The sequence below is a fragment of the Hyphomonas polymorpha PS728 genome (assembly GCF_000685315.1).
Lineage (GTDB): Bacteria > Pseudomonadota > Alphaproteobacteria > Caulobacterales > Hyphomonadaceae > Hyphomonas > Hyphomonas polymorpha.
This window is the reverse complement of sequence record NZ_ARYM01000002.1, coordinates 173137-192340: the sequence shown is the minus strand read 5'-3', so window position 1 is coordinate 192340 and position 19204 is coordinate 173137. Positions and strand designations below refer to the sequence as shown.

Sequence of the window (19204 nt, the reverse complement as noted above, 5' to 3'; positions counted from 1 at the left end):
TGTAGGGGGCGCGGTGGGCGTTTCTAAACACCGAATTTCTCTACACGGAACACCTGCTCATTGCTCAGCGCAGGAATCCGCCCGCGCGCCCTGGCAACCTCTGCGAGGTCAAGCTCTGCCATCACGACGCCGGGCTCGGCGGCGCCACCTTCGGCAAGCACGTCGCCCCAGGGCGAGACGATCAGCGAATGCCCGAAAGTTTCCCGGCCATCTTCATGCTTGCCCGCCTGAGCCGGCGCAATGACGAAGCACCCCGTCTCAATGGCGCGGGCGCGCACCAGGACATGCCAGTGCGCCTCACCGGTGACCTTGGTAAAAGCAGCCGGAATGGCGAGAATGTCGGCGCCCGCCATGGCCAGCGCACGATGGAGATGCGGAAAGCGGACATCATAGCAAATGGTGAGGCCGATCCTGCCTGCAGGCGTCTGCGCCAGCACGGCCGTTTCGCCGGGGCGGTAGGCGCGGCTTTCGCGGTAATTCTGGCCGTCGCCAACTTCGACATCGAACATATGGATCTTGTCATAGCGGGCGATGACACCGCCATCGGGCCCGATAAGGAAGGAGCGATTGGCGAAGCGGTCGTCCGCGCCATCTTCCAGCGCAATCGCCAAAGAGCCGATCAGCAGCGTGATGCCCAGCTCTGCGGCGAGCGCGCGGAAAGCGGGCAGGCTTTCGTCCTCCGTCTCCGTGCGCACTTTCGGCCGGGCCATGCCGGGGCGAATATCCAGAAGGTTTGTCATTTCCGGCGTGGCGATGAAGCGCGCGCCCTGCCCGGCGGCCTGCCGGATGAGGGCAGTGGCAGCGGCGAGGTTTGCGGCAGGCTCGGTGCCCGAGCGCATCTGGATGCAGGCGGCGGTGAGTTTCATGGGCAGCAGACTAGCGCGCCAGAAGCCTTGCCGCCAGCGCCTCTCGCGCCAAAGCGGCGCTGGCGAGGCGCAGAGGCTTCTGGTAGTTTGCAGGCAGGCTGCACAGGGTGGAGCCTTTGGGGGACAGGCAATGCCCGGCTGGGTGAAACTCGCGCGCATGGTGGTCGGGGGGCTGATCCTCCTTGTCCTGTTGTTTGTGCTCGGTGTGTGGCTCTGGTCCTACCCGCCCGCGCCGGGCAAGTTCTTCAAGGCGGACGTGGCGGCTGCCACCGGGCCGGGGCATCTGCTGAAATCTGAGCCTTACAAGCGCGGCGTGCCCAAAGGCGCGGTTGCGCGCCGCATTCTTTATACCACAACGCTGAGCGGCGGCGCCCCGGCAACGGCCAGCGCCCTCGTAATGTGGAAGCCGCAGGAAAACATCGCGCTCCCCCGGCGGGTGATCCTCTGGGCGCATGGCACGCTGGGCGCCGCGCCCGGCTGTGGCGCCTCGATGCAGGCAAACCCCTTTGCCGATGTGCCGGCCCTCAGCGCGCTGCTGGAAGAAGGCTGGATCTATGTGGCCAGCGATTATGCCGGGCTGACGACGCAAGGGCCCCACCCCTATCTGATCGGCGATGGGGAAGCGCGCTCCGTGCTGGATGCGGCGCGGGCAGCGCATGACCTCTCAGAGCTGACCCTGTCGCTGGAAACCGTGATCTGGGGCCACTCCCAGGGCGGGCACGCCGCGCTCTGGAGCGGCATCCTGGCGCGCAGCTATGCCCCAGAGCTTCAGGTGAAGGGGATTGCAGCGCTTGCTCCGGCTACAGACCTTCCTGCCATCGTGGCAGAAACCGAAGCAACCCCGGTAGGCCGGATCTTCTCGTCCTTTGCGGCACGCGCCTATGCCGATACCTATCCCGACCTCTATTTCAGCGGCATCGTCCGGCCGCAGGCACGCTGGCAGGCCAAGGAGATTGCAGAGCGCTGCTTTGCCGATGCGCGGGTGGTTGTGCCGTTGCTGCTGGCAGAAAGGTTCACTGAAGGCACCATTTTCCGGGGCGGAGAGACGGGCACAAGTTTCCGGCGGAAACTGGCCGAAAACATCCCCAACGGAAAGCTCGGCGCGCCAGTGCTGATCCTGCAGGGCAGGCGCGACGACGTGGTGAGCGCGAAGATGCAGGCCGGCTATGCGCGCGAGCGGTGCGCGGCGGGGGAAATCATCGACTATCAGCTATTCGACACGCTGGACCATGTGTCCATCGTGGCGCCCGATGCGCCAACCGGGCCGATCCTGGTAAAATGGACCCAGGCCCGGTTTGACGGAACGCCCGCGCCGAAGGTCTGCCCCAGATGATCACCCGCTACCGAGCAACCAGGGATCGTTCTGCACCCGCAGCATGACGGCCATCCGGTTCTGGGCGTTGAGCTTGGAGAGGACCGATGAAACATGATGCTCCACCGTGCGCGGCGAACGGCCGAGTTCTTCGGAAATCTCGCGGTTGGAACAGCCTCTGACAATCAGGCGCAGCACATCCTGCTCGCGGCGGGTCAGGCCGAGGGGATGATCGCGGGCCGCGCTGTACGTGCCCCGGCGGGGCCGCGGCAGACCGCGGGTGACGCCAAGCTCTGCCGCGCGCCGCCGCGCGAAGGCCGCGCCAGCTTCTGCGCCCATGGCCTGTAGATCATGCACCGCCTGGCCGAGCAGCTCCACGTCATCACTCTGCAGACGGACAATAGCCGAGGCATAGGGCATACCCAGCGCCCTCCAGGCATCTGACGCCTGCTCAATCTTACCAGCCAATTCAAGCTGGAAGGGTTCGGGCAATGTTTCGGGGGTGAGGCCAGGCACCTGCCGGCGAAGGCGCCGCGCCCAGACGGCCCGTTCCCCGATATTCCAGGGATGGCGGTCGCCATCGGCGAGGGTGAACAGGGCGTCGAGATGCTCCCCCGCAAGTCCGGGATTGCCGGAAAGCCAGGCATGTTCGATCAGCGTCAGCCGCGCGGGCACGATATGCTGCAACTCATCGGTCGCCATGGCATCGGCATAGGCCTGCTCCATCAGGCGGGGCGCTTCGGGCGCAGTCAGGCGCATGGCTGCCCGCGCCTGCACCAGCAGGGCCGGCAAGCGAACGACAAGGGTCAACCGCTCGCGATCAGTGACGGAGGCGGCCAGCCTGACGGCGTCTTTCAGCCGCCCCTGCTCCATCCGCAAAAGCGCAAGGCGGCCCGAGAGGTAAAGCGTCCAGGCGTCGAGATCATGATCGATGTCAAACGTGATGCCATCGGCGATCACCTTTTCGGCAAGTTCGAACTTGCGGAACTCGACGGCATATTCGGCAAGGTTTGTGTAGGCCCGGGCCGCATGTTCATGCAGGTTGTGGGCCAGCGATATGTCGAGGCTCTCCTGCAGCAGGGCTTCACCCTCCGTCCGTCCCCGGAAAGCCAGCGCCGTGCCGATATTGTTGAGGGCGTGGGCACGCAGATCCGGCCGGGGGAAATCTGCTTCCAGCGCCAGGGCACGCTCGCCCCAATAGACAGCATCTTCCATCTGATCGTTCAGCATGTGCAACTGAGACCGCAGGGAATAGGCCATGGCCTGCTCGGCGGAAGGCGGAATGCTTTCCAGAACCTGGATCGCCTGGTCTGCAAGGCGCGCAGCCTCCAGCGCCTCGCCGCGATACCAGTGCATTCGCGAGAGCCAGCGGAGGTTCTCGCCAACCTTGTCCTGCCGGCCGAGCACTCGCCAGAGCGTAATCGCATGGCGGCGGGCGTCGAGCACATCCTCATCAATCGGTGCGGCAAGGGCGCTCTCATAAGCCCAGCGTTCATGCAGCAGCGCGGCGGTTTCGGGGTCTGCCTCTTCAACGAAGCGAAGCGCCGTACCCAGATGGGCGGCGGCTTCGCGGTGGGCACCGCTGGCGGCGGCCCGCTCTGCCGCTTCCGGCGCAATTGCCAGCACGGCCGCGCCGTCAAGCGCGCCAGCCGCATGGTGCACCATCTGGTCCAGCGGCGCCTCAGCCCCCAGCGCGCGAAGGGCTGCCAGTATACGAACATGATGGCTGCGCCGGACCTTGGCGGGAATACGCTCCAGCGTGGCGGTCCGCGCGATCTCGTGCCGGAAGCGGATGTCACCGGCGGTGGAGGCCTGAAGGATGCCACTGGCAGTCAGCTCTCCGGCCAGCGTCACCGCCTCCTCGCCGCCAAGCCGGACCAGCAGCGCAGGCGGGACAGCAGCAGGGATAACGCTGATCAGTTCCAGCAGTTCGCGCGCGCCGCCGGAGAGCTGTGCCTGGCGGACGGTAACGGCCTCGCGGATGGAGCCGGGCAGATTGTCGGCCGCGCCCTGCCCGGCCGCCAGCATCTCGGTGACGAGAAAAGGGTTTCCGGATGTTTTCTGATAGAGCCAGTCTCCCGGCAGACCCGCCTTGCGCGCCATGGCGCTGACGGCTTTCGGGGAGAGACGGCGGAGGGGCACAGCCTCGCGCACGGTGGGGGGCAACTCCTCCAGCACCTGGGTCAGAGGATGTTGCGCGCCGGTTTCGTCATCCCGGTAGGTCAGCACAAGGACCAGCGGCAGGAAGGCAATTCGGCGGCCAAGATAGCGCAGCAGGTCCAGCGTGGCATGATCAGCCCAGTGCATGTCTTCCCAGACCATCAGGATCGGGCTGTTGGAACGGCCGATCGTGTCAAGGATTGCTGCGAAGAGGCGCTGCCGGTCGCCGTTTTCCAGCAGGGCACGGACCTTTGGCCCCAGCATCTCCGCCATATCGCGCACGGGGCCGAGCGGGCGGGGGGTGTAAAGCGCGTCGCAGCCGCCCGCAGCCGCACGCCAGCCTCTGGGCAGGCGGGCAAACAGGCCGCGGATCAGCGAAGTCTTGCCGATACCGGCCTCCCCGCAGACCAGCGCCACACTCCCCTGGCCCCGGCTCGCCGCCGCAATCAGGACATCCAGCCGCTCGAAATCCCGTTCACGCTCTACCAGCACTACAGACCGCTCCCCTTCCAGCCTGCTCTCCCCAAAGCCAGCCAGAAGATGAGCTTAACCGGGGCCCACGCACATGAAAGCTCAAATTGGAGCAAAGCCCGCCGAAATTTAGGTATCTGCACGGACGCGAGCAGTACTCAGATTTGCTAATTCAGCAGCAGCAAGTGTGGGGGGACCGCACGTGCGCATTTGCAGGGGACAGGCTATGCTCTCTCAGCCTGTCCCTTTTCTTTAAGCGAAAACAAGGATTAAGCGCCGATATTGGCCCGCACGAAATCGGCGCGCTCAGGAACAGACGCGCACGGAAGCTCGACCAGGTTGTATCCGAGCTCCGTATACACACGCCGCATCGTCTCACAGGTACGCCGGGCGGTCTCAAAGTCCTGACGGCGCTCGGGATCGGTGTGAAAGATCTCCTCCCAGGGCGGCGCCAGAAAGACGAGCGAATTGTACCGGTGGATTTTGGCGGCTTGCCGGATATGCGCGGGCACCTCCAGCCCTTCCAGCGTCAGATAGCCCGCCACATCCGGCACGCCCCGGTCAAACAGGATGGGGCCCGGCCGTGTCGCCGACTCGCTGAGGGAACGCAGTTCCCAGCCGAGCATCAGTTCGGCAAACAGCGCGCGATCTTTCCAGGGCAGCGCGCGGCCGCCAATGGCCATCTGGGAACGGATGATCCCCCGCCCCGCCTCGGGCATCATGGCGATCCCCTGCCCGGCCAGATGCGCCAGCAGCGTCGTCTTGCCCGCGCCGGGGCCGCCGGTGAGGATGAAGCAGTGTCGGTGGTCTTGGCGCATGAGGGTACTTACCGCCGGATGGCGCCCGCCGAAAAAGGCAGGCGCCAAGGAGCGGCAGAAATCAAAGCCGGCGGGCGCTTACGGCGCCCATTCGGTCAGGGCGGCGTCGATCATGCTGACGGCGTCGCGTACCTGGGCGTCGTCGATGATCAGCGGCGGGGCGAGGCGCAGGACATTGTTCCCTGCCACGCCCGCCAGAAGGCCCTCTTCCCGGCAGAGGGTCTGCAGGTTTTTCGGGTCTGCCTTGAGGCGCAGGCCGGTGAGCAGGCCCTTGCCGGTAACGCCTTCGACCTTGTCCGGATGGCTGTCAGCGAGGCTTTTCAGGCCCTGCGCCAACGTACCGGAAACGCGGCGGACATTGGCCAGGAATTCCTCATTCGAGATGATGTCCCACACCGCATTGCCGACCGCCATCGCCAGCGGGTTGCCGCCATAGGTCGAGCCATGGCTGCCCGGCTGCATCGGTTCGGCAACAGCTTCGGTCATAAGACATGCGCCGAAGGGGAAGCCCCCGCCGATGCCCTTGGCCGCGGCGATCACATCAGGCTCCACATCGGCGGCCCACTGATAGCCCCAGAGCTTGCCCGTACGGCCCATGCCGCACTGGACCTCATCGAACATCAGCAGCACGCCATGCTGGTCGCACAGCTCGCGCAGGCCTTTGAGGCATTGCTCGGGCATGGCGCGCACGCCGCCCTCGCCCTGCACCGGCTCTACCAGCACAGCGGCCGTAGTCGAGGCGGCCAGCGCAGCCTTCAGGGCGTCATGATCGCCCCATTCCAGATGCACGAAGCCCGGCAGTTTCGGGCCGAAGCCTTCCAGGTATTTCGGGTTGCCGCCCGCATTGATCGCCCCGATGGAGCGGCCATGGAAGGCACCGGTGAAGGTGATGATGTCGATCCGGTCCGGGTCTCCGGCAGCCCAGTGATACTTGCGCGCCGCCTTGATGGCACACTCGATCGCTTCGGTGCCCGAATTGGTGAAGAACACCCGGTCAGCAAAGGTATCGCGGCAGATCTTGTCGGCGAGTTCCTCCTGCCCCTTGATCCGGAACATGTTGGAGGTGTGCCAAAGCTTGCCAGCCTGATCGCGCAGGGCGTCAATCATGGCCGGATGCGCATGGCCCAGCGCGTTGACCGCGATGCCCGCGATGAAATCGAGATAACGTCGCCCGTCCTCGGTGAACATGTAGGCGCCTTCGCCCTGCACGAACACTTCCTCCGGCGGGCGGTAAACGGGAAGGATGTGCTGGCGGGGATCTTCCATCTTGGTCTCCTTTGACGCGGCGATGATCCGGGGGCGGGGCTGGTTAAGGCGCCACGCATGGGGCGCGGCGCTGGGCGAGTCAACACAGGGGGAAGGATTACAGCGATTTAATCGAAAAACGATAATATCGCTTGACGTTTATCGATAAGTGCATATTGTTATTCATGAAGCCGGGACCGGCGGCGCGGTGACAACGCCCCTCGACTCCCCCTGAACCATCGCGGTTGCTGGTCCCGGTCTTCTCCCTCAAATCGTGAAAACGGCCCCTGAAATGAAAAAGAGGCGTAGCCCCGTCCCCGGTCGCTACGCCCCTCCACCGTTTGCAGCGTTTCCTCCCAGAAACTTGCCTACCCATACGGCAACGTTTTCGGGGATGTGTCAAGAATGTGTCCAAAAAAAATTTAAAGGGGGCGTTTTGTCCCTGTGCCCGGCTGACGCATAAGGGATTGTACGATACTGTTCGCCTCCTCGCTCCAGGGCGCCCGGATTGAGCGCGTAAGCGAAGCCTGACTTTTCAGGATTACCCCATCATCAAGCACCTTGAGACCATTGGCCCGCAAGGTGGCGCCGGTTGTGGTGATATCGACCACCACATCCGCCGTGCCGGTGGCAGGGGCGGCCTCTGTGGCGCCAGCGCTTTCGACGAGGCGATATTCGCCCACCGATTTCTGGGCAAAATATCGCCGGGTGATGCGCAGATATTTGGTGGCGACCCGCAGGCGGCGGTTATGCGCCTTGCGAAAGGCGGCGCCGGCGGCTTCCAGATCTGCCATCGTGTCAACATCAAACCAGGCCTGGGGCACGGCAACCACAACATCAGCCCCGCCAAATCCGAGGCGCTTGAGCACTTCGAAATCCACCGGACCATCCGGCGACAGATCATGCAGCAGGTCTTCCCCGGTTACGCCCAGATGCAGGCTGCCCTCGATCAGGCCCTGCGCGATCTCGCTGGCCGAGAGAAGACGCACTTCGGCATCGATGCCTTCAATCTCTGCCGTGTACCCCCGCTCCCCGCCAATCTGGCGAACGGTGTGGCCAATGCTGGCGAGCCAGTCTTCAGTCTGTTCCTTGAGACGCCCCTTGGAGGGAACCGCAATCGTGATCCGGCTCATGCTCCTGCCCTCCGCACACGCACCATACGGTCCGGCCGCACCACGCCGCCGATCCCGGTTGCCGACACCTTGCCGCCGGAAAGCCCCGTCAGCAGGCCGTCATACCGTCCGCCTGCGGCAACCGGCTGGGTGAGTTCCAGACCCGGCGCGAGGATTTCAAATACAAACCCATCATAATAGGTGAAACGGCGGCCAAAGCCCGTGCGGAAGCGCGCGGTCTGCGCGGCAGCCGGCACCCGCGCGAGGATCGCCTCGGCCCGCGCCTTGAGCGCCGCAATGGCGCCGGGCACGGCGCCAAGCCCATGGGTCTCGGCAAGTGCGGAAAGCGTTCCGGCCGCCTCTCCCAGCGGGCAATCGACCTCACGCAGGGCAAGCAGCACATCGCGCGCGGCCTGGCTGAGGCCCCCTGCCTCAATGGCCGCGCAGCGTGCTTTCAGGCCCTCGACGATCTCGGCGAGGCTTCGCCCCCCGGCCATCGGAATATTCCGCTCAGAGAGCAGATTGCCAAGCGCAGCGACCGGGTCGGCCGCGCTCAGCACTGCTGCCACATCAGGCTCCAGCGGGCGGGAGGCCGCGTCCAGCACCGCGCGCACGCCGCCCTCCTGCCGGAAGGCGCGCTTCAGCAGATCCGCCGTCACGCCGGGCAGGCCAAGCGCATCAATGAAGGCCGGAAAGATTGCCAGATCGCCCATGATGACGCCGGAAGGCGCCACGCCGCAGGCTTCCACCGCGCGGTGGATCAGCGCGAAGAGTTCGGCATCGGCCTCTGCGCTCGCCTCATGGCCGAAGCGTTCGAGGCCCACTTGGGTGAATTCCAGCTGATCGTCCGGCGCAACGGGTATGCGGAAGGCGCGCGCGGCATAGGTATAGGTCTTCGCGCCGCCCTCGCCGGCTGCGCGCCGGGCCGCTTCCCGCTGGGCGACAGGCAGCGTCAGGTCTGGCCGCATCGCCATGTCGGCGCCGCGATAATCCTGGAACACGCAGAGCCGGGCGCGGACAGCTTCGCCGGAAAGCTCCAGCGGAATGTCCGCTGGCAGAACATAGTCAGGGTCAATCGGCGTGCCGCCAGCCGTCTCCACGACCGCGCGGGCAACCGCCACAAGAGCGTCGTGTTTCATGCGTGGGCCTCGACGATACGGCGGACAGTCTCGACCATTTCGGCGCGCGGCACTTCTATCTGGCCGGGGCGCGCTTCGCGGTATTCCTCATTGGAGAAAATCGCCTTGGCCTTCTGCGCGCCGATCTCCAGATCCTTGATGGTAACCGTGCCCTTCTCGATCTCGTCAGTACCGACGATCACGACAGCGGGTGAAGACCGCCGGTCAGCATATTTCATCTGCGGGCGCATGCCCGAGGCGCCCATATAGGCTTCCGCCCGGATGCCGCCGCGGCGCAGCTCTGCGGCAAGACCAAGCGCGATGCCGGGATTATCCTTGTCCAGATTGAGCACGACCACCGGACCATCCAGCTTTCCGGTTTCGCCGAGGATGGCGAGGGCCGCCGCCAGCCGCGAGATGCCGATGGAAAAGCCGGTGGCGGGCACGGTCTCGCCCGTAAAGCGCGCGACGAGATCATCATACCGCCCGCCGCCCCCGATGGAGCCGATGCGGTATTTCTTGCCGTCTTCGCCGGTCACCTCACGCAGCAATTCTGCCTCGAACACAGGCCCGGTATAATATTCCAACCCTCTGACCACGGAGGGATCGATCTTGACATCGTCCTCAGGCGCGCCGAGCGCCTCAAGCGCCAGCGCGATGGCTTCCAGCTCTCCGAGGCCTGCCTTGCCCTCTTCCGTGCTGCCGGCCGCCTTGGCGAGATTGGCCAGCGTCATGGCGCGGGTCTCAGCGCCCGCCTCGGCAAAGGCGAGCACGCGTTTGACTTCTTCCGCTCCGAGCCCGGCGCCCTTGGTGAAGTCGCCGCTCTCGTCCTTGCGGCCTGCGCCGAGGAGGTCCGCCACGCCCGAAGCGCCGAGACGGTCGAGCTTGTCGAGCGCGCGCAGGATGGCGAGGCGGGTGTCGCCAGAGGTCGCGCCCACCCCGTCCAGCACACCGTTGAGCAGCCGCCGCGTGTTGACGCGGATGACGAACTCTCCGGGCTTCATGCCCAGCGCGCGGAGCGCTTCGGCGCCCATGGCGATCATCTCGGCATCGGCATGCAGGCCGGGCGCGCCGACCGTATCGGCGTCGCACTGCCAGAATTCGCGGAACCGGCCAGGGCCGGGCTTCTCATTGCGCCAGACAGGCCCAGCAGCATAGCGGCGGAACGGGCGGCCAAGCCCCTGCCCCTGCTCGGCCACGAAACGGGCAAGCGGCGCTGTCAGATCATAGCGCAGCGCCATCCACTGCTCGTCATCATCCTGCAGGGAGAACACGCCGGCATTGGGACGATCAGAATCGGGCAGGAACTTGCCGAGCGCGTCAGCATATTCAAACGCCCCGGTATCGAGCGCCTCAAAGCCCCATTGCCGGTAAACCCCGGTCACCGTCTCCACGAGCTTCGCCTGGGCATGGATCAGGGCCTCGCGCTTGTCGGGAAAGCCGCGCGGCTTGCGGGCGAGATCCTTGCCAGAGAGGGGGCGGGCGTCCTTGGTGCTCATGGGTCTTCAGATCCTGTTTGCCGGCTGGCCCCGCAATAACCGCAGGCAGCCCGATTGGAAAGGCGGCACAAAGGCCGTGAGGCGGGCCCGTTCGGCCTGCCGCATCTGGTCTGGTTCTCGGGGGGGAGGAACACGTTTCAGAGGCGCAGCCGGACCGGTTCGCGCCTCAGCGGCGCGTCATGCGGGGTGATGATGGTGGTGCATGCCTGTGTTCATTGCCGGGGCCGATACGCAGCCAGGCATGAAAAGTCAACAATATCGCCAGATTTCGTGGCTTGTCTTTGCGGCAGCTTCTGCGAAACCACACACCCGTGACGGAAGCCGCTGCCCCCTCGCCCAGCCTGAAGGAGCTCGCCTCGGCCAGCTTTCGCGTCGGCTGTCTCGGCTTTGGCGGCCCGGCGGGGCAGATCGCCCTGATGCACCGCGTCTTCGTGGAGGAGAAGCGGTGGATCGGTGAGGCCGAATACCTGCACGCGCTTAACTACTGCATGTTGCTGCCCGGCCCAGAGGCGCAGCAGCTGGCCACCTATGCCGGATGGCGCCTGCGCAGCGTGACCGGCGGGGTGATTGCCGGACTGCTGTTCGTGCTGCCCGGCGCCCTGATCGTGTTCGCGCTGACCTGGCTTTATGCCGCCTGGGGCACGCTGCCCGTGGTGGCCGCCCTTTTCTACGGCGTGAAGGCGGCGGTGATCGGCTTTATTCTGGAAGCGCTGGTCAAGGTCGGCCGCCGGGCGCTCAAAGGCCCCCAGGATATTGCCCTGGCTGCGGCGGCTTTCCTCGGCCTCTTCCTGTTCCAGATGCCCTTCCCGCTGGTGATCGGCCTGGCGGCAGCGATTGGCCTCATACGCAGCCTCTCGCAGCCAAGGCCTGCCACAGCAGCGCTCCCCATCCCTGCGGAAAAGGCCAGCGCCGCAAGAGCATTGAAGGCTGCGGCCAGTTGGGGGGCGCTCTGGTTTGCCCCGCTGATCGCCGCCATGGTGATGCTCGGGCCGGATCATGTGCTTACCAAGGTCGGCGTCTTCTTTTCCAAGCTGGCGGTGCTGACCTTTGGCGGGGCTTATACCGTTCTGGCCTATCTGCAGCAGCAGGCGGTGGAAGCTGAAGGCTGGCTCACGGCGCCGCAGATGATCGATGGCCTCGGCCTTGCCGAAACGACACCAGGACCGCTGGTGCTGGTCAACCAGTTCGTCGGCTTCATGGCCGGTTGGCAGACGGAAGGCGGCGGGCTGTGGTTGGCCGCCGCCGCAGCGCTCATGGCTAGCTGGTGCACCTTTGCCCCCTCCTTCGTGTGGATCTTTGCCGGCGCTCCCTTTTCGGAGGGGTTGCGGCGCAGCCGGGCGGCGGCCGGCATATTGCAGGCGATTACTGCCGCTGTGTTCGGGATCATAGCCAAGGTGGCAGCCGTGTTCGGGATGGCGGTGTTGTTCCGGGGCGCGATCAACACGCCCCTGCCCTGGGGTAGCCACCTCTCCCTGCCAGACCTTACGCAGCCGGATCTGCTGGCCATGGTTATTGCGGCCGGCGCTGCAATTGCCCTGATCCGCTACAAGGTGAACATCGTTCTGGTCGTCCTGGGCTGCGCGCTGGCAGGGTTGCTCAGCCTTTGGATGTAGACTGACAGCGGCGCGGCGAGGCTTGACGGCGCTGGTGCTTGATCTACCCTGCGCGGCGTCAACCGGGTCCGGGCCCCTCTGGTGTTTGCGGCGGCAAGCGCGATGTCGGAACCTTGAAGCAACACGCGCGGACGCGGCGCACTGCTTTGACGGCACCCCAATCATGCCAGATTTCCTGACCGTGGAATATGCGGCGCAGCCCTTATGGCTGTGGACCGCTTTTCTCTCCCTCATCTGTTTTCTGCTCTGGGTCGATCTTGGCCTGCTGAACAAGAAAGACGAGGTCATCTCCCCGAAGAAAAGCGCCATCATGTGGTCCTGCTTTGCTTCGCTCGCCGTGGCCTTCGGCTTCTACATCTATTTCGGCTACGAGCCGGACCCACAATTCTACAACAGCCCGGAAAACCTCAACCAGCAGGCTGCGGTCCAGTTCGCCACCGGCTATCTGCTTGAGACCGCGCTTGCCTTCGACAACATCTTCGTCATCGGCATGGTGTTCACCTTCTTTGCCGTGCCCCGGGAATATCAGCACCGGGTGCTGTTCTGGGGCATCCTGGGCGCCATCGTGTTCCGGGGGATTTTCATCTCGCTGGGCGCGGCGGTGGTCAACGAGTTCACCTGGGTATTGTTTATCTTCGCCGCCTTCCTGCTCTACACGGGCGGCAAGATGCTGATCCCCGGCGAAGGCCCCGAAGAGGAAGAGCTCAATCTGGAGAAGAACCCGATCTTCCGTTTCCTGAAGAAACGCCTGCGGGTGACCGACGAGATCACCAACCACAACTTCTTCATCAGGAAGATCGACCCCGACACCGGCAAGATGACCCGCTATGCCACGCCGCTGCTGCTGGCGCTGTTCATGGTCGAGACGGTCGACATCATCTTTGCAGTGGACTCGGTGCCGGCCATCTTTGCCGTCACCCGCGATCCGTTCATCGTTTACACATCCAACATCTTCGCCATCCTCGGCCTGCGTTCGATGTATTTCATGCTGTCAGCAGCCGTGGAGCGGTTCAAATACCTCAAATACGGCCTTGCCGCCGTACTGGTGCTGATCGGCATCAAGATCTTCTGGAACTTCCTGCTCTACAAGGAACTCCACATCGTGCCTTACCTTGAGCCGCACTGGTCGCTGATGCTGACCATCGCGCTGCTGGGCGGGGCGATCCTCTTCTCGCTGTGGAAGACGAGCGCCGATAAGCCTCACGCAGGCAGCTGACAATGAACGCCCTTCGTCAGGCGCCCGCAGTGGTCCTGACGAAGGGTTTTCCCTCTTCCCGGCGCGGGATCACCTTGAAGATGCCGGTGCCCCGCATCAGCAGCTTGTCGCCCGTCCAGATGCGGCCTTCAACCGTGAACACATCATCCTGCCGGCCGACGATCACGCCCTTGCCCTCGACAAAGCTGCCCAGCGGCGCGCCGGAGACGAAGTCGCACATCAGGCGGACGGTCACCCACCAGGTATCGTCATCCTTTTCCACGGCGGCGCCCCAGGCCATATCGGCGAAGGTCATCAGCATCCCGCCATGGGCGTTCATCATGCCGTTGGTGTGGTATTCCTCCACCCGGAAGGCGCGCATCAGCGTGCCGTCTTCGCGCTTCTCGAACAGCGGGCCAATCTGGCGGCCAAAGCCGCGATGCCAGGCCAGCTGGGTATAGCCGGGCGGGAGCTCTGTGGTCTGATAGCGGTTGAAATCGTCGGTCATGGGCAGGCTCCTAAACCCGGCCGCGCCTTCCCTGCAAGACCTGCCTTCAAATTGCCGCAACGTTCCGCAAACGATTTTTCCCATGACGCGCGTGGTGGCTTTCGTTCTCGTATTCCTTGGCCTTGTTGCTCAGCCGGTGACGGCAGAGCCGAGAGCACGGGATGACATGCTCGCCAGCGCATCGATCCTTGCGGCGCAGGAACCGCTGGACGCCTGCGGCGGGCGCAAGCTGCTCGACAAGATCGTGCCCGATGGCCCGTTCCTGGAGGCCTGCAAGTTTCACGACGCCTGCTACCGCTCCGGCGCGCTGGATCAGGGCCGCTGCGACGCAGACTTCCTCACCGACATGCAGACTGCCTGCGATGCGGAATACCCTCTCAGCAAAGCGGGCGCGCAGAACGCAACTTGCCGGGTAGCAGCAGCCACCTATTACAAGGCGGTCAATTCCCGCTTCGGCGCCCTGCTCTATCCGGGCGGCCGTACCGAAGGACAGCTTGGCGAGATCACCCAGCGCGTGACCGGCCATGGCGGCACGCCGCATCTGGAAGCCTGCAGTGAGGTGACCAACACCGCCAATCGCAAGCTGCGCTATTACCTCACCCTGCATGATGCCAAGGGTCAGTGGATCGCCACCGCCCCGGCTCTGAAGTCAGCCGCGCTGCAGCCAGGCGAGACGCGCCGGCTTTGCGCAGGCACCGCGCTCTCCTTCTTCCGCAGCGCGCAGAATATGGGTCCGGTTTATGCCGTGACGCTGAAGGCAGATGACCCCGCCTCAATCAACCCGTTCGGCGATCTTGTCAGCCTCGACCGGATGGATTGCGAGACGGCCAGCGGAGCCTGTCAGAGAGTGGCGCCCTAGATCTCGACCATGTCGAAATCGGATTTCGGCGTGCCACAGAGCGGGCAGATCCAGTCGGCCGGAATATCGCTCCAGCGCGTTCCGGGGGCGAGGCCCTCATTCGGGTCGCCCTCCTTCTCGTCATAGATGTAGCCGCAGGTGCGGCACTGCCATGTCTTGAACCCGTCGCTCATGTGTCCTCCCCGTCCGGCCTGCGCAGCCGGGCCTTGATTGATGTGATCAGCGCGCCATGTACCGGAACCGGGTCGAAAGCGGGATCGACCAGCGCCTGGATGCGCATTCCCAGAAGCGAGCAGCCCACCAGCAGCGCTTCGGCATCTGCGTCTATATCTGCGCTGATATGGCCATTGGCCGTGCCGCGCTCGATGAAGCCGCGGATCAGCGCCCGCTCGATCTCGTGGGAGTCGCGAAACGCTTCGCGCGTTTCCAGCCGGTCAGCCACCGCGGCGGCCAGCAGCATGAAATAGGTGTCTGCCTCTTCGGATTCCCGCATGGCCAGGCAATGGAGGTCGACGAAGGCGCATAGCGCGCTCAGCCCGTCCATATCCGAAACCCTCGCCGCATCGAGGTATTCGCCCTGCCCCTCATGCAGGCGGGCGATCACGGCCCGGATCAGCCCTTCCTTGGACCCGAACCGCTGCGTGACCAGCCCCCGGGAGAAGCCCGCCTCCTTGCCGATCGCGTCAAAGGTTGCGGCAGACACGCCCTGCTCGCCCACAACCCGGATGGCCGCGCTGAGCAACTCACGCTCCGACCGGTCACGCCTTTCGGCCTGAGTCAGCCGGCCCGCCGCTGCAGATGATCTCGTGCCTGTGTCAGACATACGCACCCCGTAACATACTTGTTGGCTGTATAGCAAGTTTGATGTAGAGCAATCTGGACCCCGGTAATCGCAAAACCCGGAAGTGGGAGGACTAAAAGCATGACCATACCTGAACACATTGCCCGTGATGTTGTTGACCCCAAAGCCTATGCTGATGGCAAGCGCGTCGATGAGGCCTTCCGCTGGCTGCGCGCCAACGCGCCGCTGGATGTGGCTGAGTTGGAAGGCTTTGACCCCTTCTGGGTCGTGACCCGTCATGCCGACATTCTCAACATCGAAAGACAGAACGATCTGTTCCACAATGAAGACCGCTCGGCCACGCTGACCACCATCGAAAGCGACAAGCGCGTACGCGAGATGATGGGCGGCAAGCCGAACATCCTGCGCTCGCTGGTGCAGATGGATAACCCGGACCACATGCAGTACCGCCGCCTGACGCAGGCCTGGTTCATGCCGCAGAACCTGCGCAAGCTGGAAGACCGGGTGCGCGAGATTGCGCGCGGCTTCATCGACCAGATGGCGGAAAAAGGCACCGAATGCGACTTCGCCCGCGATGTCGCCTTCCTCTATCCGCTGCATGTCGTCATGGAAGTTCTGGGCGTGCCGCCGATTGACGAGCCGCGCATGCTGAAGCTGACGCAGGAACTCTTCGGCACCCAGGACCCGGACGTGAACCGGGCCGGCAAGGAAGTCGGCGGCACCGAAGACACGCTGAAGATGATCAATGAAACGATCTTCGACTTCATGACCTATTTCAACGCCATGACCGAAGACCGCCGCCAGAACCCGCGCGAAGACCTTGCCAGCGTGATCGCCAATGGCGCCGTCTATGGCCAGCCGCTCGGCCATCTCGAAGCCATGAGCTATTACATCATCGCCGCCACCGCCGGCCACGACACCACCTCCAACACCACCGCCGGGGCCATGTGGGCGCTGGCCGAAAATCCCGACCAGTTCCGCAAGGTGAAAGACGATCTCTCGCTGATCCCGTCCATGGTGGAGGAATCCATCCGCTGGGAAACGCCGGTGAAACACTTCATGCGCACCGCCACTGACGACACCGAAATCGCCGGGCGGAAGATCGCCAGGAATGACTGGCTGTTCCTGGCCTATCCTTCCGGCAACCGGGACGAAGCCGTGTTCGAAGACCCTTACAGCTTCAAGGTCGACCGCTCGCCCAACAAGCATGTCGCCTTCGGCTATGGCGCGCATGTGTGCCTGGGCCAGCACCTTGCCCGGATGGAAATGCGCGTCCTGTGGGAAGAACTCCTGCCGCGCCTCAAATCGGTGGAACTGGCCGGGAAGCCTTCACGCACGCAGGCAAACTTCGTCAGCGGCCCGAAAACCGTGCCGATCCGCTTCAAGATGAACTGAGAAGCCGGGCGGTCAGCGCGCAGCCACGCGGCGCAGCACCAGCCACCACAAGGCTGCCCAGGCGGTGCCCAGGCACCAGCCTGCCAGCACATCGGTTGGCCAGTGAACGCCAAGATAGATCCTGCTGATCCCGACAAGAAAGGTCAGCAGGATCGCGCCGGCAAAGATCAGCGTCCTGATGGGCCGGGCCGGCTGCCCGCTGGCCAGCAATGCGCCGATGATCAGAAAGGCAACCGTTGCCTGCAGGGCGTGGCCGCTGGGAAAACTCGAATGCGCCGTATGGGTCAGATGATCCACAAGGTCGGGGCGCAGCCTGTCGATCCCCTGTTTCAGCAGGTGGGTCAGCAGGCCGCTCGACCCGATGGCCAATGATAAAATGATCGCCGTGACGTAGTTTCTCAGCAAGGCGTAATAAAGCGCCGCTCCGAGGGTCAGCAGAGTGAGGGCCGTGTACCCGCCAAGCGCTGTGATGTCCGCCATCGGGTGCGTCAGCCAGGCGCTGAACACCGGCTGGGAGAGGTCACCGGGCACCCGGAACCAGCTCAGCACTCCATGATCGAAGCCATGCGCGGCGCCGGCAGACACCAGCCCGGCAAGACTTGCAAACCCCAGCACGCCAAGGGCAATCAGCGCGAGGGGCCAGCGATCTGCGCGCGTCATGCCAACCCCGCCCGGCCAAGCGCTTCTGCCTGCCGTGCCGCCACCGTCTCCACCGAGAAGCCCTCAAGGCTCTCCTCAAACAGCTGGTGGAAGTTCAGCTCCGCCCCCAGCCGCAGATAGGCGGCGCCAAGGCCAATGGCAGCGCGGTCCATGAACACAAACTCGCGGGGGATCTTCACCGGTCCCTTTTCCTTCAGCAGCTGGCGCACCCGGAACGCTTCCTTGCGGCCATACTCGCCCGCCGAAACCCCATCGGCCACCGTGCGCACCCGGTCATCGATGATCGGCCCATAGATGAAGCGCGCCCAGACGTTCAGCACCTCCACCAGCTCCCGCGACAGGTTCTGGAACCCCCAGGCCTCATAGGCGGCATAAGCGGCATCGAAATCATCATGCAGCATCGCCCGGTAGAGATCGACGACGCCCGCCACAAAGGCCGGCGGGAAGATGCGCACACAGCCAAAGTCGAGCAGGTTGATCCCCTCCCCGCCGCCGGTCACCTGATAATTGCCAAGATGCGGATCGCCATGGATCACGGCGTAGGAGTTCATCGGCGCCCACCAGGTCCAGAACAGCATCTCGGCGATCTGGTTGCGCACTTCCTGCGGCGCGGTCTGAAAGGCGTCGAGCCGCTCGCCCTCCAGCCAGGTCATGGTGATGAGCCGGGCCGTCGACAGCTCCGTCACCGGCTTCGGGCAGGTGATGAACGCCTTGTCGGCCAGCATGTCCCGGTAGAGGGCCATGTGTTTGGCCTCACGGGCGTAATCGAGTTCCTCGCGCAGCCGGTCGGTGATCTCCTCGACCATCTCGTCGGCATCAATCGAGCCGTCCATGCGCTTGAAGAGGCCCAGAAGTGTCCGGAGTTGTCCGATATCGGACTCCACCGCGCTCGCCATGTCCGGATATTGCAGCTTGCAGGCAGCCCTGCGGCCATCATGCAGGGTGGCTTCGTGCACCTGCCCCAGCGAGGCGGCATGGCTCGCCTCCTTGCCAAATGCCGCAAACTTGCCCTCCCAGTCCGCGCCCAGCTCGGCCCGCATCCGCCGCTTCACGAAGGGCCAGCCCATGGCCGGGGCCTCGGCCTGCAGCTTGGCAAATTCGGCGGCGTATTCCGGCGGCAAGAGGTCCGGTACGGTGGACACCATCTGCGCCACCTTCATCAGCGGCCCCTTGGACTTGCCCAGCGCCGCCGCCATCGCCCTGGCCACCCGCTCATCGCCCTTGTCCCCGCCAAACAGCGACTGGGCCGCAAAGGTCAGCCCTGCGCCAGACAGGTTGGCCCCCACCTTCGCGGTGCGGGCGATGCGGCCGGACAGGCGGTTGCGTTCAGGATCGGAGGTGTCGGAAGGGGGCGGGCTCATGCCCAAGATATAGAAGCCCTGTCCCGGGATGGACAGGCGGCAGGTGACCGGGGTGACAAACTGTTCATGTAGGCGTATACGCCGCCTCCAGATCGCCACAATTACTGAGGCCCCGCCCTGCACCATCCACGCCCGTTTTCCTGATCAGCCCTCCTGAGACCTGAACCCAGAACGACGCGACCCCGCAGCGCCTGCATCCCAAAGACAACA

At 64.5% G+C, this 19204-nt stretch carries 17 protein-coding genes; 5 read left to right on the top strand and 12 right to left on the bottom strand.

What is annotated here, in order from left to right:
* Window positions 1-23 precede the first annotated feature (23 nt).
* Window positions 24-866 carry a carbon-nitrogen hydrolase family protein gene (locus HPO_RS02555; RefSeq protein WP_035594060.1) on the bottom strand — a complete coding sequence of 281 codons (843 nt, stop codon included), beginning with the start codon at window positions 864-866 and terminating at the stop codon, window positions 24-26.
* A 130-nt stretch (window positions 867-996) separates the two neighbouring features.
* On the opposite strand from HPO_RS02555, the gene HPO_RS02550 reads away from it, so the two are divergent.
* A complete protein-coding gene (locus HPO_RS02550) occupies window positions 997-2199 on the top strand; it encodes a lipase family protein (RefSeq protein ID WP_051612191.1) in 1203 nt (400 codons plus the stop codon).
* Here the strand turns inward: HPO_RS02550 and HPO_RS02545 are convergent, their stop codons facing one another.
* The 6 genes from HPO_RS02545 to hisS form a co-directional block, all read right to left on the bottom strand.
* Complete coding sequence (locus tag HPO_RS02545) at window positions 2200-4830, bottom strand: ATP-binding protein (RefSeq protein WP_035594059.1); 2631 nt, start codon at window positions 4828-4830, stop codon at window positions 2200-2202.
* Between the two features lie 248 nt (window positions 4831-5078).
* Entirely contained in the window at window positions 5079-5627 is a 549-nt protein-coding gene (locus HPO_RS02540; RefSeq protein WP_035594058.1) for an AAA family ATPase, read from the bottom strand.
* Window positions 5628-5705: 78 nt separating this feature from the next.
* Window positions 5706-6893 carry an aspartate aminotransferase family protein gene (locus HPO_RS02535; RefSeq protein WP_035594057.1) on the bottom strand — a complete coding sequence of 396 codons (1188 nt, stop codon included), beginning with the start codon at window positions 6891-6893 and terminating at the stop codon, window positions 5706-5708.
* A gap of 401 nt (window positions 6894-7294) precedes the next feature.
* Window positions 7295-8005 (bottom strand): ATP phosphoribosyltransferase, encoded by a 711-nt coding sequence (hisG, locus tag HPO_RS02530; protein WP_035594056.1) that lies wholly within the window; start codon window positions 8003-8005, stop codon window positions 7295-7297.
* Window positions 8002-9123 (bottom strand): ATP phosphoribosyltransferase regulatory subunit, encoded by a 1122-nt coding sequence (locus HPO_RS02525; RefSeq protein ID WP_084324108.1) that lies wholly within the window; start codon window positions 9121-9123, stop codon window positions 8002-8004. The genes hisG and HPO_RS02525 overlap by 4 nt, the downstream gene beginning before the upstream one ends.
* The gene (gene hisS / locus HPO_RS02520; protein ID WP_035594052.1) at window positions 9120-10601 is read right to left on the bottom strand and encodes a histidine--tRNA ligase; all 1482 of its coding nucleotides are present in this window, start codon (window positions 10599-10601) and stop codon (window positions 9120-9122) included. Before hisS ends, HPO_RS02525 begins: the two co-directional genes overlap by 4 nt.
* 311 nt (window positions 10602-10912) lie before the next feature.
* Here hisS and chrA point away from each other — a divergent pair, with 311 nt between their 5' ends.
* A complete protein-coding gene (gene chrA / locus HPO_RS02515; protein ID WP_084324120.1) occupies window positions 10913-12214 on the top strand; it encodes a chromate efflux transporter in 1302 nt (433 codons plus the stop codon).
* A gap of 163 nt (window positions 12215-12377) precedes the next feature.
* Window positions 12378-13430: a TerC family protein gene (locus tag HPO_RS02510; protein WP_035594050.1), complete on the top strand. Its 1053-nt coding sequence runs from the start codon at window positions 12378-12380 to the stop codon at window positions 13428-13430.
* A gap of 16 nt (window positions 13431-13446) precedes the next feature.
* Here HPO_RS02510 and HPO_RS02505 read toward each other — a convergent pair whose 3' ends face one another.
* Entirely contained in the window at window positions 13447-13917 is a 471-nt protein-coding gene (locus HPO_RS02505) for a PaaI family thioesterase (RefSeq protein ID WP_035594048.1), read from the bottom strand.
* An 82-nt stretch (window positions 13918-13999) separates the two neighbouring features.
* Here HPO_RS02505 and HPO_RS02500 point away from each other — a divergent pair, with 82 nt between their 5' ends.
* On the top strand, window positions 14000-14776 hold the full coding sequence (locus HPO_RS02500; protein ID WP_157532632.1) for a hypothetical protein: 777 nt from the start codon (window positions 14000-14002) through the stop codon (window positions 14774-14776).
* On the opposite strand, the gene HPO_RS02495 is transcribed toward HPO_RS02500, so the two are convergent.
* On the bottom strand, window positions 14773-14949 hold the full coding sequence (locus tag HPO_RS02495) for a rubredoxin (protein ID WP_035594044.1): 177 nt from the start codon (window positions 14947-14949) through the stop codon (window positions 14773-14775). The genes HPO_RS02500 and HPO_RS02495 overlap by 4 nt on opposite strands.
* Window positions 14946-15599 carry a TetR/AcrR family transcriptional regulator gene (locus HPO_RS02490; RefSeq protein WP_084324107.1) on the bottom strand — a complete coding sequence of 218 codons (654 nt, stop codon included), beginning with the start codon at window positions 15597-15599 and terminating at the stop codon, window positions 14946-14948. Before HPO_RS02490 ends, HPO_RS02495 begins: the two co-directional genes overlap by 4 nt.
* A 99-nt stretch (window positions 15600-15698) precedes the next feature.
* Here HPO_RS02490 and HPO_RS02485 point away from each other — a divergent pair, with 99 nt between their 5' ends.
* Window positions 15699-16973 (top strand): cytochrome P450, encoded by a 1275-nt coding sequence (locus tag HPO_RS02485; RefSeq protein WP_035594042.1) that lies wholly within the window; start codon window positions 15699-15701, stop codon window positions 16971-16973.
* A 12-nt stretch (window positions 16974-16985) separates the two neighbouring features.
* Here HPO_RS02485 and HPO_RS02480 read toward each other — a convergent pair whose 3' ends face one another.
* Together HPO_RS02480 and HPO_RS02475 are read right to left on the bottom strand one after the other, a co-directional pair.
* Window positions 16986-17633 (bottom strand): phosphatase PAP2 family protein, encoded by a 648-nt coding sequence (locus HPO_RS02480; protein ID WP_035594040.1) that lies wholly within the window; start codon window positions 17631-17633, stop codon window positions 16986-16988.
* A complete protein-coding gene (locus HPO_RS02475) occupies window positions 17630-18994 on the bottom strand; it encodes an ABC1 kinase family protein (RefSeq protein ID WP_035594258.1) in 1365 nt (454 codons plus the stop codon). Before HPO_RS02475 ends, HPO_RS02480 begins: the two co-directional genes overlap by 4 nt.
* Window positions 18995-19204: the final 210 nt, after the last annotated feature.

Coding starts and splice junctions, on each gene's coding strand:
- HPO_RS02500 (WP_157532632.1), top strand. CDS start 14,000: ATGACGCGCGTGGTGGCTTTCGTTCTCGTATTCCTTGGCCTTGTTGCT.
- HPO_RS02535 (WP_035594057.1), bottom strand. CDS start 6,893: ATGGAAGATCCCCGCCAGCACATCCTTCCCGTTTACCGCCCGCCGGAG.
- HPO_RS02480 (WP_035594040.1), bottom strand. CDS start 17,633: ATGACGCGCGCAGATCGCTGGCCCCTCGCGCTGATTGCCCTTGGCGTG.
- HPO_RS02555 (WP_035594060.1), bottom strand. CDS start 866: ATGAAACTCACCGCCGCCTGCATCCAGATGCGCTCGGGCACCGAGCCT.
- hisS (WP_035594052.1), bottom strand. CDS start 10,601: ATGAGCACCAAGGACGCCCGCCCCCTCTCTGGCAAGGATCTCGCCCGC.
- HPO_RS02550 (WP_051612191.1), top strand. CDS start 997: ATGCCCGGCTGGGTGAAACTCGCGCGCATGGTGGTCGGGGGGCTGATC.
- hisG (WP_035594056.1), bottom strand. CDS start 8,005: ATGAGCCGGATCACGATTGCGGTTCCCTCCAAGGGGCGTCTCAAGGAA.
- HPO_RS02485 (WP_035594042.1), top strand. CDS start 15,699: ATGACCATACCTGAACACATTGCCCGTGATGTTGTTGACCCCAAAGCC.
- HPO_RS02510 (WP_035594050.1), top strand. CDS start 12,378: ATGCCAGATTTCCTGACCGTGGAATATGCGGCGCAGCCCTTATGGCTG.
- HPO_RS02475 (WP_035594258.1), bottom strand. CDS start 18,994: ATGAGCCCGCCCCCTTCCGACACCTCCGATCCTGAACGCAACCGCCTG.
- HPO_RS02490 (WP_084324107.1), bottom strand. CDS start 15,599: ATGTCTGACACAGGCACGAGATCATCTGCAGCGGCGGGCCGGCTGACT.
- HPO_RS02525 (WP_084324108.1), bottom strand. CDS start 9,123: ATGAAACACGACGCTCTTGTGGCGGTTGCCCGCGCGGTCGTGGAGACG.
- HPO_RS02495 (WP_035594044.1), bottom strand. CDS start 14,949: ATGAGCGACGGGTTCAAGACATGGCAGTGCCGCACCTGCGGCTACATC.
- HPO_RS02505 (WP_035594048.1), bottom strand. CDS start 13,917: ATGACCGACGATTTCAACCGCTATCAGACCACAGAGCTCCCGCCCGGC.
- HPO_RS02540 (WP_035594058.1), bottom strand. CDS start 5,627: ATGCGCCAAGACCACCGACACTGCTTCATCCTCACCGGCGGCCCCGGC.